We start from the raw sequence: 14852 nt of genomic DNA on the forward strand, positions 1-14852 counted from the left end.
AACCCGCAGGGCAGAGCATTCGGACGCACCCATCGGAGGACTCCATGACGCGCCAGACTCCCGCCGCCGGATCCCGCTGGGCGGCGGTACCGTCCGCACCGCGCTCGCTGCGCATCGCTCGTCCGGTGGGCGAGGCGACCCGCACGTGTACCGCCGTCCGGCCCCGGAGGGGTGGGCCGGACGGCGGTACACCACCTTCGGGCGAGCGGCCCGGGGATCGATAACACTGTTGGACCTGTGACCAAAGTCGCGCTATGTTACTCCCCGGTACGGAGAGACGGGACTCACATGGCACTGGCGGCAGTCGGCGAACTCGGGCTGACGGAACTCGCGGCGGCACTGGCGGCAGGCACGATCACCTCGGTGGAGGCGACCGGCGCCGTCCTCGATCGGATCGAAGCCAGCCAGGGGGCGTTGAACGCCTTCCGGATCGTGCGGCGGGCCGAAGCCCTCGCCGAAGCCGCCGAGGCGGATCGCAAACTGGCCGCCGGACAACGGGATCCACTGCTCGGCGTCCCCCTCGCCATCAAGGACGACACCGACTTGGCCGGTACGCCAACCGCTTTCGGGTGCGGTGGCGACTTCCCCGCCAAGACCGAGGACGCCGAGGCGGTGCGGCGGCTGCGCGCGGCGGGCGCGGTCATCGTCGGCAAGACCAATACCTGCGAGCTCGGCCAGCTGCCGTTCACCAGCGCCGAGGCCTTCGGCCACACCACCAATCCGTGGGGCTCGGGCCACACCCCGGGCGGCTCGTCCGGCGGCTCGGGCGCGGCGGTCGCGGCCGGATTGGTCCCCGCCGCACTGGGTTCCGACGGCGCGGGCTCGGTCCGCATCCCCGCCGCCTGGAACAACCTGGTCGGCATCAAGCCCCAGCGCGGCCGCATCTCCACCTGGCCGCTGCCGGAGGCCTTCTTCGGCCTCACCGTGAACGGCCCCCTCGCCCGCACCGTCGCCGACGCCGCGCTGCTGCTCGACGCCGCCGCCGGACCGCACCCCGGCGACCTGCACACCCCGCCCGCCCTGACCGTCTCCGACGCCGTCGGCCGCGATCCGGGCCGCCTGCGCATCGCGCTGTCGCTGCGAATTCCGTTCACCGCCACCAGGACCGCGCTCGATCGCGAGGTCGAGGCCCGCGTCCACGCCACCGCCGGCACCCTGCGCCGCCTCGGCCACGAGGTCTCCATCGCCGACGTCCACTACGGCGTCCTGATGGGCGCGACCTTCCTCCCCCGCTCCATGGTCGGCATCCGCGAGGCCCTCGACCGCCTGCCCGGGGCCACGGTCGACCCCCGCACCCACCACAACGCCACCGTCGGCCGCGTGCTCTCGCCTCTGCTCTCCGCCGCCCGGGCCGCGGAACCCTTGCTGCGCAAGCAAACCGGTCGCATCTTCGACGACTTCGACCTGGTCCTGGCCCCCACCACCGCCACGCCGCCACCCGGCGTCCACGACATCGACGGCATCGGCTCCTGGGCCACCGACGAACTCATCACCGCCGCCTGCCCCTACACCTGGCCGTGGAACGTGCTGGGCTGGCCCGCTGTGAACATCCCCTCGGGTTTCACCGCCGCCGGACTCCCGGTCGGCTCGCAGCTGATGGGGCCCGCCAACTCCGAGGCGCTGCTGGTTTCGGTCGCGGCCCAGCTGGAATCGGAACTCCAGTGGCACAAGGCCCGTCCGACGCCCTGGTGGCCGCAGCCCTAGAAAGGCCGCATGGCACGCCGCGAGGGAGATTCCTCGCGGCGTGCCATGCGATGACGCGGGTCAGAAGCCGAGCTTGCCCAGCTGCTTCGGGTCGCGCTGCCAGTCCTTGGCCACCTTCACGTGCAGATGCAGATAGATGCGGGTGCCGAGGATGTGCTCGATCTGCTTGCGGGCGTTGGTGCCGACCTCCTTGAGGCGGGCGCCGCCCTTGCCGATGATGATGGCCTTCTGGCTGGGACGCTCCACGTAGAGCAGGGCGTGCACGTCGAGCATGCCCTCGGCGGAGCGACGGCCGTCGGTCTCGGTGTCGTCGTTCTCCTCGCGTTCGAGGACCTCCTCGATGACCACCGCGAGCGAGTGCGGGAGCTCGTCGCGCACGCCCTCCAGGGCGGCCTCGCGAATGAGCTCGGCCATCAGGACTTCCTCGGGCTCGTCGGTGAGCTCGCCGTCCGGGTAGAAGGCCGGGCCCTCGGGCATCTGCGAGGCGATGACGTCGATGAGCACCTCGACCTGCTCGCCCTTGACCGCGGACACCGGAACCACCTCGGCCTCGGGGCCGAGCAGCTGGGAGACCGCCATCAACTGGTGCGCGACCTGGTCGCGGCTCACCTTGTCGATCTTGGTGACCACGCCCAGCAGCGTGGTCTTGGGCGCCATGGTCTTGATCTGCTCGACGATCCAGCGGTCACCGGGACCGATCTTCTCGTCGGCCGGAATGCAGACCGCGATCACGTCGACTTCCGAATACGTATCGCGCACCAGGTCGTTGAGCCGCTGCCCGAGCAGGGTGCGCGGCCGGTGCAGACCGGGGGTGTCGACCAGGATCAGCTGCGCGTGGTCGCGGTGCACGATGCCGCGGATGGTGTGCCGGGTGGTCTGCGGCCGCGAGGAGGTGATGGCGATCTTCTGCCCCACCATGGCATTGGTCAGCGTGGACTTGCCGGTGTTCGGCCGCCCCACGAAACACACGAAGCCGGAACGGAATTCGCCCTTGCCATCGCCCTTGCCGCTCATTCGAAGACCTCCGATTCGGTGTCCAGGTCGAAACCCGCCGGAACCTGACGCGCGCCCGCGACATTGTCCTCGGGGCGTTGCGCCGCGATGGGGTTCTCCACGCCGTAGTGGTCGTCGGCGTCCAGCACGTCGAACACCGCGCCCTTGACGTCGCTGAAAATGATTCGCGCCGTGGGCGATACCTCACGCACCGCCGCGACACCGGGATCGGACAGCTTGCCCGCCACCACCACGGCGGCCTCGAAACCGGTAGCGCCACTGGAGATCGCGGCCGCCACCGCGGCCTGCAGGGCGGTCAGCGGGAGCGCGGTCAGCTCCACCGTCCCGGCCGCGTAGGTGCGGCCGTCGGTGTCGCGCACGGCCGCGCCGCCGCGGCCGCCGGTGCGGCCCATCGCGCCGCGGGCGAGCACCCGCAGCTTGCCGTCCTCGGCGTCGAGCTCAATCATCGGCGTTCATCTCGGTCATCGGCCTCTCCATCGTCGTGTGCGCCGCCCGGTTCCTGTTCCGCCGGTTCGGTTCTCGCCTTCTCCTGGGCCCTGCGCACCACCACCGTGTGGATCCGCATGCGGCCGCGCGCGTCGGCCCCGCCCTCCCCCTTCAGTTGCAAGCCCTGGACGACGGCCTTGGAGCCGGGCAGCGGGACGCGGCCCAGAGCATGCGCGAGCAGGCCGCCGACGGTGTCGACGTCCTCCTCCTCGATCTCGATGTCGAACAGTTCGCCCAGGTCATCGACGGGCAGCCGGGCCGAGACCCGGAACTTGCCGGCGCCGATCTGCTCGATCGGCGCGATCTCGTCCTTGTCGTACTCGTCGGCGATCTCGCCCACGATCTCCTCGAGAATGTCCTCGATGGTGACCAGGCCCGCGATGCCGCCGTACTCGTCGACCAGCACCGCCATGTGGTTGCGATGGCGCTGCATCTCGTCGAGCAGCGCGTCCAGCGGCTTGGAGTCGGGAATGAAGACGGCGGGCCGCATGACCTGGCGCACCTTCACCTTCCGGCTCCGATCCGCGTACGGGACAAGGTCTTTCAGGTAGACGACGCCGAGAACGTCGTCGACGTTCTCCCCGATCACCGGAATCCGCGAATGCCCCGACCGCACCGCCAGCGACATGGCCTGCGCCGCGGTCTTGTCCGCCTCGATCCACACCATCTCGGTACGCGGCACCATGACCTCGCGCGCCGGGGTGGAGTCGAGTTCGAACACCGACTGGATCATGCGCGCCTCGTCGGCGTCCACCACGCCGCGCTCGCCCGCCAGGTCCACCACTTCGCGCAGTTCGATCTCGGAGGCGAAGGGGCCGTTGCGGAATCCCTTACCGGGGGTGATCGCATTACCGATCAGGATGAGCAGGCGGCTGATCGGGCCCAGCAGCGAGCCGATGGCCTGCAACGGCAACGACGCGCCCAGCGCCAGCGAATAGGCGTGCTGACGGCCCAGCGTGCGCGGGCCGACACCGATCACCACGTAGTCGACCAGCACCATGACCGCCGCGGTGATCAGCAGTGCGGGCGCCTCGCCCAGCCAGTCCAGCAGCACGGCCGCCAGCAACACCGTTGCCGTGATCTCGCACGTAAGGCGCAGCAGCACCATGAGATTCACATAACGCGGCCGATCCGCGATGATGCGCGCCAGCCGCGCCGCCCCGGTCCGCTCGGCGCGCACCAGATCCTCGACGCGCGCGGGCGAAATGGTGTTCAGCGCCGAGTCCAGCGCCGCGAACACCCCGCCGGCCGGGACCAGGACGATCGCCAGCAGCAGCAGAACGAATGAATTCACGCCGGGCCCAGCGGATCACCGGTGGTGTCGGTGAATCCGGTCTTGCCCAGCAGCCGCTGGTCGCGCTCGGCCAGCTCGGCGCGGCGCATCTCCTGGCGCACGTTCTCGTACCAGCCCTCCAGCAGGGAGGCCTGCAACGCGAACATCTCCTTCTCCTCCTCGGGCTCGGCGTGGTCGTAGCCGAGGAGGTGCAGGACGCCGTGCACGGTCAGCAGCGCCAGCTCGTGATCCATGGAGTGCCCGGCCTTCTCGGCCTGCTGGGCCGCGAACTCCGGGCAGAGCACGATGTCACCGAGCATGGAGGGGCCGGGCTCGGCGGCATCGGGCCGCCCGCCCGGCTCCAGCTCGTCCATGGGGAACGACATGACGTCGGTCGGACCCGGTAGGTCCATCCAGCGCATGTGCAGATCCGCCATGGTGTCGAGATCGACCAGCACCATCGACAGCTCGGCCGCCGGATGGACGTCCATCTGACCGATGACGAACCGCGCGACACTGACCAGTTCTTCTTCGGATACCTCGATACCCGATTCGTTGGCGATCTCGATACTCACCCGATCAGCGTAGTGGTCGAGTTCAGTGCCGGTCTCCCCGGCTCGCGGCACGTCGCTGCGCCCGATTGCCCGGATAGTGCACCGCCGCCGGCGGGCGCGTGTCCGACTCGTAGCGGTCGTAGGCGTCCACGATCGCCCCGACCAGGCGGTGCCGGACCACATCGGCGCTGGTGAGCTCGGCGATGTGGATGTCGTCGATGCCGTGCAGGATCTCCGTGGCCGCGCGCAGACCCGACCGCGCGTTGTTCGGCAGGTCGACCTGGGTGATGTCACCGGTCACCACGATCTTGGAACCGAAGCCCAGACGGGTGAGGAACATCTTCATCTGCTCGGCCGTCGTGTTCTGCGCCTCGTCCAGAATGATGAACGAGTCGTTGAGCGTGCGACCGCGCATGTAGGCCAGCGGCGCGACCTCGATGACCCCGGCCTGCATGAGCTTCGGGATCGCCTCGGGATCCATCATGTCGTGCAGGGCGTCGTAGAGCGGACGTAGGTACGGGTCGATCTTCTCGTTGAGCGTGCCCGGCAGGAAGCCCAGCCGCTCGCCCGCCTCGACCGCGGGCCGGGTCAGGATGATGCGGTTGACCTGCTTGGTCTGCAACGCCTGCACGGCCTTGGCCATGGCGAGGTAGGTCTTGCCGGTACCGGCCGGGCCGACGCCGAAGACGATGGTGTGCGCGTCGATCGCGTCGACGTAGCGCTTCTGGTTCAGCGTCTTGGGCCGGATGGTCCTGCCGCGCCGGGACAGAATGTCCAGGCTGAGCACCTCGGCCGGGGAGTCCGAGGAACCCTCGGTGAGCATGGAGTAGGTGTGCCGCACCGCTTCGGGCGTGACCACCCGGTTGCGTGCGGTCAACGCGACCAGCTGGGCCACCACGCGCTCGGCCAGCGCCACATCGGCCGGTTTACCGGTCAGGGTGACGGAGTTGCCACGGACGTGGATGTCGGCATCGAGGAGGCGCTCGAGTTCACGCAGGTTCTCATCAGCCGAACCCAGGAATCCGAACACCGATTCCGGTGCCAATTCGATGCTCGAACGAACGGTCCGCCCCGCCGGTCCGGAACCGTCGACACCGCCGATGCGGGCAGTGGAAGTGCTCTGATCGCCGATTTCGCCTGGTGTTCTCAAAAGTGGCTATGGCCTGCTTTCCGGTCTCGAAGCCGTCGTCGTTGACAGAAGTTTACCGCCGCCCACCGACACCGCCCAGTGAATAAGCGGCTACCAGCAGGCATAACGCACCGCTGACACGCAACTGCCGCTGCGCCGAATCCATTCCGTGGCGAACCCGCCGGGATCGATGCGCCGGCACCCGGGGCGAGCGCTACCAGCGCGGGGTGAGAGCGCCCAGCGCGCCCAGGGCGACGGCCGCGGCGGTGGAGGTGCGCAGCACCGTGGGGCCGAGCAGCACGATGTCGGCGCCCGCCTCGGCGAGGGCCTTCAGCTCGGAGTCGTCCAGGCCGCCCTCGGGACCGACGATGAGGATGATCTCGGGCACCCCGTCGAAAGACATTTCGGTCAAACGGGATTCGCCGGACTCGTGCAGGGCGGCCACCAGCGCGCCCTGAGCCTTGGCCGAGCGCACCAGTTCCAGCAGGTCCTTGGTGCCGTGCAGCTCCGCCACATCCGGGATGTAGGCGCGCCGCGACTGGCGGGCCGCCTGCTTGGCGGCGGCGCGCCACTTCTCGACGCCCTTGCGGGCCTTGGACTCCCAGTTGGAGACACAGCGCAGCGCCTGCCACGGGACGATGGCGTCGGCGCCCGCCTCGGTCATCAGCTCGACCGCCAGCTCCGAACGGTCGGACTTGGGCAGCGCCTGGACCACCGTCACCTGCGGGGTCCAGGGCGCGGCCGCGCGCTTGGACAGGACTTTCAGCTCGAGGCGATCCTTCTGGGCCGCAACCACTTCCGAATCGGCGAGGATCCCGTGCCCGTCGGACAGCGTGATCGGCTCCCCCACCCGGATGCGACGCACCGTGGCGGCGTGGCGGCCCTCGGGGCCGTCCAGCACCGCGGTCGCGCCCGGTTCGGGGATCTCGTCGAGGTAGAAGACGGTGGCGGCCAAGGGATCAGCGTCCGCTGAAGGAGGCGCGCAGGCGGGCGAACAGGCCCGAGTTGTGCTCGGACTGCGCCGACAGCACCTCGGTGTGCTCGTTGGCCCGCATGCCCTTGTACTTGCGCAGCAGGTCCGACTGCTTGGCGTCGAGCTTGGTCGGCACCACGATGTCGAGGTGCGCGATCAGGTCGCCCCGGGAGTTGGCGCGCAGCTTGGGCATTCCGTGGCCGCGCAGCACCGACGCCTCGCCGGGCTGGGTGCCCGCCGGGATGGTCAGCTCGACCGGGCCGTCGAGGATGGTGTCGATGACGACCGTGGTGCCCAGCGCCGCGTCCACCATGGGAACCCGGATGGTGCAGTGCAGGTCGTCGCCGTCGCGCACGAAGGTGTCGTGCGGCTGCTCCACGATCTCCACGTACAGGTCGCCCGCGGGACCGCCGCCCGGGCCGACCTCGCCCTGGGCCGCGAGACGCACCCGCATGCCGTTGGCCACACCGGCCGGGATCGGCGCGGCGATCTCGCGGCGCGAGCGCACGCGGCCGTCGCCGCCGCACTTGCGGCAGGGGTCCGGAATCGTCTCGCCCGCGCCCCGGCAGGTGGGGCACGGACGCGAGGTCATGACCTGGCCGAGGAAGGACCGCTGCACGGTCTGCACCTCGCCCGCGCCGCCACAGGTCTCACAGCGCACCGGCTTGGAGTTGCCGTTGGTGCCCGAACCCTGGCACAGGTCGCAGAGGATGGCGGTGTCGACGGTCAGGTGCTTGGTGACGCCGACCGCGCACTCCTGCAGCGAAAGCCGGGTCCGCAACAGCGAATCCGCGCCCGGCTGCACGCGACCGCGCGGCTTGCGGGTCCCGCCGGAGGCGTTCATGCCGCCGAAGAACGCCTCGAAGACGTCGCCGAGGCCGCCGAAGCCCGCGCCCGAGAAGCCGCCTCCCATACCGCCGCCGGATTCCATCGGGTCGCCGCCGAGGTCGACGATGCGCCGCTTCTCCGGATCCGACAGCACCTCGTAGGCCGTGGAGACCTCGCGGAACTTCTCCTGGGCCTCCGGCTCCGGATTCACGTCGGGATGCAGTTCGCGGGCCAGCTTCCGATAGGCGCGCTTGATCTCCTGGTCGGTCGCACCCCGTGCGACTCCGAGCAGTGCGTAATAGTCCCGTGCCACGTGCGTCTCTAGTCCTGTTTCGTCTCGTGCTTGCTCACCGTTCGGCGAGCACCTCACCGATGTACCGGGCGACGGCCGCCACCGAGGCAATGGTCCCCGGATAGTCCATGCGGGTCGGCCCCAGCACCCCCATACCTCCGAGCACCGTACCGGTCAGCCCGTAACCGGTGGACACCACGGCCGTCCCGCGCATCTGCTCGACCTTGGTCTCCTCACCGATCTGCACCGTCACGGTACCCGGCTGCTGCGCCGCGGCCAGCAGCTTCAACACGATCACCTGCTCCTCGAGCGCCTCCAGGACGGTGCGCAGGGAGCCCGGGAAACCGTTGCCGGGGAAGTCGGAGGCATTGCGGGTGAGGTTGGCGGTGCCGCCCAGCACGAGGCGTTCCTCCGCGTGCTCGACCAGGGTCTCGACCAGCACGGTGGACACCCGGACCAGCACGTCGCGCAGCTTGCCCGGGGAGTGCTCGGGCAGCTCGGCCACCGCCGCGGAGGCCGCGGCCAGGCGCTTGCCCTCCATCGCCTTGCCGAGCATGCCGCGCAGCGCGGCCAGATCCTCGTCGCTGATCAGATTGCCCAGATCGACCAGACGCTGATCGACCCGGCCGGTGTCGGTGATCACCACCAGCAGCAGACGCGCGGGATTGAGCGCGACCACCTCGATGTGCCGCACGGTCGACGCCGACACCGTCGGGTACTGGACCATGGCGACCTGGCGGGTCAGCTGCGCGAGCAGCCGGACCCCGCGGCGCAGCACGTCGTCGAGATCGACGCCGCTCTCCAGGAATTCCATGATGGCCCGGCGTTCCGGGCCGGACAGCGGCTTCACCTCGGAGATGTGATCGACGAACTGCCGGTAGCCCTTGTCGGTCGGGATGCGGCCGGAGGAGGTGTGCGGCTGGGCGATGTAGCCCTCGGCCTCGAGCACCGCCATGTCGTTGCGGACGGTCGCGCTGGACACGCCGAGATTGTGGCGCTCCACCAGGGTCTTGGACCCGATCGGCTCCTTGGTCGCGATGTAGTCCGCGACGATGGCCCGCAGGACCTCGAGCCGTCGCTGTTCAGTGCTCGACATGATGGCCCCACCTCCTCGCTCGCCTCGGGCACGCCTGGCGCGTCCCCGAGCCTTCCGCGGCGGGACACTCGGCACCGGCCATACGGAATTCCCGGATTATCCACTCCAGGATAGTGGGCGTCGCGCAGCTCGCCCTATGACCGCCCGCACGCTCACCGCCCGGCGGCGGCCTCCACCATGGCCGCCACGTCGGCCGGGTGCGAGACCAGCCCGGCGTGCGAGGCGTCGATCGAGGAGACACGGGCGTTCATGCGCTTGGCCATATCCCATTGGGAGGCGGGCGGAATCACCCGGTCGGCGGTGGACACCAGGTACCAGCTCGGCGTCGAGGCCCACGACGGTGCGCCCGAGGCCTCGAGGTTGGCGGACAGGGCGAGCGAATGCTGGCGGGCGGCCATGTCGGCGGCGATCGCCGGATCGACGTCCTGGGCGAAGACCTCGGGGAAGCGGGCCGGGTCGACATAGGCGTCCAGGTTCCTGCCCGCGATGCCCTGCGCGTCGTCGACGGCCTTCAGCCGTAGCGCGAGGGTGAGCTGCGAGCCCGGGTACTGGATCGGATTCAGTTCCAGCAGTGCGGCTTCGCCCTGCACGGGCGCGAAAGCGGAGATGTAGACCAGGGATTCGACCTTGGGGTCGTGCACATTGCTGATCACGGTGCCGCCGTAGGAGTGCCCCACCAGCACGATCGGACCGGCGATGCCGTCGAGGGTGCGCTGGATCGCGGCCGCGTCGTACGCGGGACCGCGCAGGGGATTGTCCGGCGTCACGACGGGGTAGCCGTCCGCGCGCAGCCGCGCGGCGACGCCGTCCCAGCTGGAGGAGTCCGCGAAGGCGCCGTGCACCAGCACCACGGTGGGCAGGTCGGCGGCGGTGGCCGAGCCGGCGGCGAGCGGGCTCGCGGCGAGCGCCAGAGCCGTGGCCGCACCGAAAGTCGCGCGAGTGACGCGCCGGGTACGGAGGCTGTTCAGGAGCTCGACGGGTCGCATCAGTGACTTCACCATGAGATGTCCTCGGGCCGAAGGGTGTCGATCCAGACCGGTGCTACGAAATCTCCGCTGAACAATCTAGTCCGGACCGCCCGGTTTCACCCGCGGTTGGCCGATTCCGGCTGGTCAGGTCAGCAAGGTGCGGACGACGCCGTCGGCGAGCAGGCGACCGCGGTCGGTGAGGATCAGGTGGTCGCCGGCCCGCTCGGCCAGGCCGTCCGCGATCACGCGCTGGGCGGCGGCCCGGCCGTCCGCGTCGAGATCGGCCAGCGGCAGGCCGGTGCGCAGGCGCACGGTCAGCATGACGCGTTCGGTGTAGCGCTCCTCGTCGGTGAGCGACTCCCAGCCCGCGGCGGGCAGCGCACCCGTGGTGACGCGATCCGCGTAGCGCGCAGGGTGTTTCACGTTCCACCAGCGGGTGCCGCCGACGTGGCTGTGCGCGCCCGGGCCCGCGCCGAGCCAGTCGCCGCCGTCCCAGTAGCCGAGGTTGTGACGGCAGCGGCCCGCGTCGGAGGCGGCCCAGTTGGAGACCTCGTACCAGTGCAGGCCCGCCGCGGTCAGGCGGGTGTCGATGCGTTCGTAGCGGGCGGCCAGCACGTCGTCGTCGGGGGCGGGCAGTTCGCCGCGGCGGACGCGGCGGGCCAGCGCGGTGCCGTCCTCCACGATCAGCGAGTAGGCCGAGACGTGGTCCACGCCCGCGGACAGCACGGCGTCGAGGCTGGCGTCCAGATCGGCGTCGGATTCGCCGGGGGTGCCGTAGATGAGGTCCAGGTTGACGTGGTCGAAGCCCGCCGCGCGGGCTTCCTGCGCGGCCGCCACCGCCCGGCCCGGCGTGTGGGTGCGGTCCAGGATCTTCAGCACGTGCTGGGCCGCCGACTGCATGCCCAGCGAGATCCGGGTGTACCCGGCCGCGCGCAGCCGCTCGAAGAACTCCGGCGAGGTGGATTCCGGATTGGACTCGGTGGTCACCTCCGCGCCGGGCGCGAGGGTGAAGTTGTCGCGGATCGCGTCGAGCACCCCGGCCAGGCCGTCACCGCCGAGCAGCGACGGCGTGCCGCCGCCCACGAACACCGTCTCGACCGCGGGAGTCGCCGAGGGCAGCGCGTCGAATTCCCGTGCCGCCGTGGCCAGCTCGCCGCGCAGCGCCTCGAACCAGGACTGCGGCGAGGACGAGGAGCCCAGCTCCCCCGCCGTGTAGGTGTTGAAGTCGCAGTATCCGCAGCGGGTGGCGCAGAACGGCACGTGGACGTAGATCCCGAACGGCCCGCCCCCGAAGTCGCGCAGCACGGGCGCGGCGGAGTCGTCCGCGACGGCCGGGCCGGTGGTCTGTTCGGGAGCTGTCGAGGTCACCCTCCCAGTGTGACCGGTTGCCCGCATCACAACGCACCCGGTGGCAGCCGCCGCGTCCGACGCCCGGCCCATCCGGCGGCGGGTACCGAATCCGGGTACATTCCAAGGGATTTCGGCGGGCCGGGTGCGAGCTGGTCCGGGTGCGGACGGGGACGAGCCGATGATCGAGGTGCCGCGGCACGAGATCGACGCCAAGTCGATCAGGGAAGTGGACGAGGGGTCGGTGGCCCCGGTGGTCTACCGGGCACGGCGGCCGGTGCGGCCGGACGGGCCGAACTTCTCGCGGTCCATGGACGGGGTGCTGCTGGCCACCATGCTGCTACCGGATCCGGCGGCGTTGCGGTCGCGGACCTGGTACTTCGCCCATTCGACCGAACAGACGGTGACCCGCCGGTTCCGCGCGGACGGCATCGAATCCGGCTTCGACCGGCACGACAAGGTGGCGGGCTGGCGGGCCGCGTTCTGGTGGACGCTCATCGCCCGCGACGCCGAGGCCATGACCGAACTGGTCGACTATCCGATCGACCGCCTGCGCGAGTTCGGCGACGACGCCTTCGACGACTTCCAGTACGAGTGGGTGCGGCTGCTCCAGACCGCGTGGCGGTACGGGCCCAAGAGCGTCTACGAGGCGGCCTGGGCACTGGACACCACCAGCCGGGTGGGCGCGCAGGGCGTCACCGACCTGCTGTTCCGCCCGGCCGTGGAGGTGTTCATCCGGCTGGCCGACGGCGATTCGGAGGGCTTCGACCGCGAGCTGACCCACGCGCTGCGGCGGCATCGGGCGTTCTTCGACAACGACGTGTGGCGCAACGATCCCGAGGGCGTGTTCTCGCTGCCGCTGCTGGGCCTGGCCTGCTGGGCCCGGGACCTGGGCTATCGGACCGCCGTCCGCTCGGAGTACCTACCGGCCGGATTCATCGATCGGCCGGATTGGATGTTCTCCCCGGAACTGGGTGACGAGCTCGCCCGCCTCGCCGCCGCGAAGGCCCGCCTGACCGAGGCCGACGCCGATCGCGCGTCCTAGACTCGCCCCGAATCGTCGAGGCACGCACACCGAATCGTTCAGGTCAACCGTCCAAGTGGTTCGCCCGGCGTTGATCTATGATGCCCGTCACAAATCGGACAAGGTATCCAGGGGATTTCCCGGAAAACTGCGGAAAATTCGATCCGGCAGTCGGAACGACCCTTCTGACGTGGCACAATAAGCCACATGACTGGACTCGGAGTACGACTCGTGGCGCGTCGCCATGTCGACTTCAAGCGTGTCTGCAGCGCGAGCTGTCTGTCCGGAAGCCTCCGGTAGATCGGCTCCCATTCTCCCGGAATCCGGCGTCTCCCTGACGCCGTATAGAGCCGGTTCTCTGATATCGGAGGCGTGAGCCAGCCCCTCCCGCCTGCCCGCAAGACCTTCAGGAGCGACCCCCATGACGTCGAGCACCGACGCCACCAGTTCCGATACGCCGCAGACTGTGCCCGATTCGGCGCAGCCCGTCCGGCGTGAGCGCACGGCCCGTCCGGTGAAGCGCAAGTCGGAGGGCCAGTGGGCGCTCGGCTACCGCGAGCCGCTCAACGCCAACGAGCAGTCCAAGAAGGACGACAACCCGCTCAACGTGCGCGCCCGCATCGAGAACATCTACTCGAAGCAGGGTTTCGACTCGATCGACAAGAGCGACCTGCGCGGCCGCATGCGCTGGTGGGGTCTCTACACCCAGCGCGAGCAGGGCTTCGACGGCACCTACACCGGCGACGAGAACATCGACCTGCTCGAGGCCCGCTACTTCATGATGCGGGTGCGGTGCGACGCGGGCGCGCTGAACCTCGCCCAGCTGCGCACCCTCGCGGGCATCTCCACCGAGTTCGGCCGCGACACCGCCGACCTGTCCGACCGGGAGAACGTCCAGTACCACTGGATCGAGATCGAGAACGTGCCGGAGATCTGGCGTCGCCTCGAGGCGGTCGGCCTGCAGACCACCGAGGCGTGCGGCGACTGCCCGCGTGTCGTGCTGGGTTCGCCGCTGGCCGGTGAGTCGCTCACCGAGATCCTCGACCCGACCCCGGCCATCGACGAGATCGTCAAGCGCTACATCGGCAAGAAGGAATACTCCAACCTGCCGCGCAAGTTCAAGACCGCCATCTCCGGCCAGCAGGACGTGGTGCACGAGATCAACGACGTCGCCTTCGTGGGCGTCGTTCACCCCGAGCACGGGCCCGGCCTGGACCTGTGGGTCGGCGGCGGCCTGTCCACCAACCCGATGCTGGCCCAGCGCCTCGGCGCGTGGGTGCCGCTCGACGAGGTTCCGGACGTGTGGGAAGCGGTCGTCTCGCTGTTCCGCGACTACGGCTACCGCCGCCTGCGCACCAAGGCCCGCCTCAAGTTCCTGGTCAAGGACTGGGGTGTGGAGAAGTTCCGTCAGGTGCTCGAGGACGAGTACCTGAAGCGCAAGCTGATCGACGGCCCCGCGCCGGTGCAGCCGGAGCGCCCGATCGACCACATCGGTGTGCAGAAACTGCGCAACGGCCTCAACGCCATCGGCTTCTCTCCCATCGCCGGTCGCGTGTCGGGCACCATCCTGACCCAGGTCGCCGACGCCGTCGAGGCGGTCGGTTCGGACCGGGTGCGTTTCACCCCCTACCAGAAGCTCATCGTCCTCGACGTGCCCGACGACAAGGTCGAGCAGCTGATCGACGCGCTGGAACCGCTGGGCCTGCACGGCCGTCCGTCCATCTGGCGGCGGAATCTGCTGGCGTGCAGTGGCATCGAGTTCTGCAAGCTGTCGTTCACCGAGACCCGCAAGCGCTCGCAGGTGCTGGCGCCGGAGCTGGAGCAGCGGCTCGCGGACATCAACGCGCAGCTCGACGTGCCGATCACGATCAACATCAACGGCTGCCCCAACTCCTGCGGCCGGTCCCAGATCGCCGACATCGGCTTCAAGGGCCAGCTCGTCGACGACGGTGACGGGAATCAGATCGAGGGCTTCCAGGTTCACCTCGGAGGCAGCCTGGGACTCGACTCCGGCTTCGGCCGGAAGTTGCGCCAGCACAAGGTCACCAGCGAGGAACTGGGCGACTACATCGAGCGCGTGGTGCGCAACTTCGTCAAGAACCGTGACGAGGGTGAGCGTTTCGCCGTCTGGGCTGTCCGTGCCGATGAAGCAGACCTGCGGTAG

The 14852-nt window shown here is 69.7% G+C and carries 12 protein-coding genes and 1 pseudogene; 3 read left to right on the forward strand and 10 right to left on the reverse strand.

Translation table 11 applies throughout. The features are described 5' to 3' along the window. Positions 1-288: 288 nt before the first annotated feature. The gene (locus tag ABZ382_RS09470) at positions 289-1704 is read left to right on the forward strand and encodes an amidase (protein WP_357086229.1); all 1416 of its coding nucleotides are present in this window, start codon (positions 289-291) and stop codon (positions 1702-1704) included. Between the two features lie 60 nt (positions 1705-1764). Here ABZ382_RS09470 and era read toward each other — a convergent pair whose 3' ends face one another. The 10 genes and pseudogenes from era to hemW all read right to left on the reverse strand — a co-directional run bounded on the left by era (position 1765) and on the right by hemW (position 11622). Then, on the reverse strand, positions 1765-2718 hold the full coding sequence (gene era, locus ABZ382_RS09475) for a GTPase Era (protein ID WP_357086231.1): 954 nt from the start codon (positions 2716-2718) through the stop codon (positions 1765-1767). 128 nt (positions 2719-2846) lie between these two features. Beyond that, a pseudogene (locus tag ABZ382_RS09480) lies at positions 2847-3164 on the reverse strand (cytidine deaminase); the annotation flags it as partial. Beyond that, entirely contained in the window at positions 3161-4498 is a 1338-nt protein-coding gene (locus ABZ382_RS09485; RefSeq protein WP_357086233.1) for a hemolysin family protein, read from the reverse strand. The pseudogene ABZ382_RS09480 and the gene ABZ382_RS09485, both read right to left, overlap by 4 nt. After that, a complete protein-coding gene (ybeY, locus tag ABZ382_RS09490) occupies positions 4495-5052 on the reverse strand; it encodes an rRNA maturation RNase YbeY (RefSeq protein WP_357004316.1) in 558 nt (185 codons plus the stop codon). The genes ABZ382_RS09485 and ybeY overlap by 4 nt, the downstream gene beginning before the upstream one ends. 22 nt (positions 5053-5074) lie before the next feature. Continuing rightward, complete coding sequence (locus tag ABZ382_RS09495; RefSeq protein WP_357087308.1) at positions 5075-6133, reverse strand: PhoH family protein; 1059 nt, start codon at positions 6131-6133, stop codon at positions 5075-5077. Between the two features lie 241 nt (positions 6134-6374). Then, positions 6375-7115, reverse strand: a complete 741-nt coding sequence (locus ABZ382_RS09500; RefSeq protein ID WP_357086235.1) for a 16S rRNA (uracil(1498)-N(3))-methyltransferase — start codon at positions 7113-7115, stop codon at positions 6375-6377. Positions 7116-7119: 4 nt separating this feature from the next. Then, positions 7120-8274 (reverse strand): molecular chaperone DnaJ, encoded by a 1155-nt coding sequence (dnaJ, locus tag ABZ382_RS09505; RefSeq protein ID WP_357086237.1) that lies wholly within the window; start codon positions 8272-8274, stop codon positions 7120-7122. A gap of 34 nt (positions 8275-8308) precedes the next feature. Beyond that, entirely contained in the window at positions 8309-9349 is a 1041-nt protein-coding gene (gene hrcA, locus ABZ382_RS09510; protein WP_357086239.1) for a heat-inducible transcriptional repressor HrcA, read from the reverse strand. Between the two features lie 152 nt (positions 9350-9501). Continuing rightward, positions 9502-10350, reverse strand: coding sequence for an alpha/beta hydrolase (locus ABZ382_RS09515; RefSeq protein ID WP_357086241.1), 849 nt, complete (start codon positions 10348-10350; stop codon positions 9502-9504). Between the two features lie 111 nt (positions 10351-10461). After that, positions 10462-11622, reverse strand: a complete 1161-nt coding sequence (gene hemW / locus ABZ382_RS09520; RefSeq protein WP_357087310.1) for a radical SAM family heme chaperone HemW — start codon at positions 11620-11622, stop codon at positions 10462-10464. Positions 11623-11845: 223 nt separating this feature from the next. Between hemW and ABZ382_RS09525 the strand changes: the two genes are divergently transcribed. Both ABZ382_RS09525 and ABZ382_RS09530 read left to right on the forward strand, forming a co-directional pair. After that, a complete protein-coding gene (locus ABZ382_RS09525; RefSeq protein ID WP_357086243.1) occupies positions 11846-12709 on the forward strand; it encodes an immunity 49 family protein in 864 nt (287 codons plus the stop codon). Positions 12710-13109: 400 nt separating this feature from the next. Beyond that, positions 13110-14852, forward strand: coding sequence for a nitrite/sulfite reductase (locus ABZ382_RS09530; RefSeq protein ID WP_357086245.1), 1743 nt, complete (start codon positions 13110-13112; stop codon positions 14850-14852).

This window comes from Nocardia sp. NPDC005825 (assembly GCF_040630175.1).
In the GTDB taxonomy this organism is placed as follows: Bacteria; Actinomycetota; Actinomycetes; order Mycobacteriales; family Mycobacteriaceae; genus Nocardia.

What these genes read in the sequence shown, in the direction of transcription:
- ABZ382_RS09470 (WP_357086229.1), top strand. Translation starts at nt 289, where the DNA reads ATGGCACTGGCGGCAGTCGGCGAACTCGGGCTGACGGAACTCGCGGCG.
- era (WP_357086231.1), bottom strand. Translation starts at nt 2,718, where the DNA reads ATGAGCGGCAAGGGCGATGGCAAGGGCGAATTCCGTTCCGGCTTCGTG.
- hrcA (WP_357086239.1), bottom strand. Translation starts at nt 9,349, where the DNA reads ATGTCGAGCACTGAACAGCGACGGCTCGAGGTCCTGCGGGCCATCGTC.
- ABZ382_RS09515 (WP_357086241.1), bottom strand. Translation starts at nt 10,350, where the DNA reads ATGGTGAAGTCACTGATGCGACCCGTCGAGCTCCTGAACAGCCTCCGT.
- ABZ382_RS09525 (WP_357086243.1), top strand. Translation starts at nt 11,846, where the DNA reads ATGATCGAGGTGCCGCGGCACGAGATCGACGCCAAGTCGATCAGGGAA.
- ABZ382_RS09530 (WP_357086245.1), top strand. Translation starts at nt 13,110, where the DNA reads ATGACGTCGAGCACCGACGCCACCAGTTCCGATACGCCGCAGACTGTG.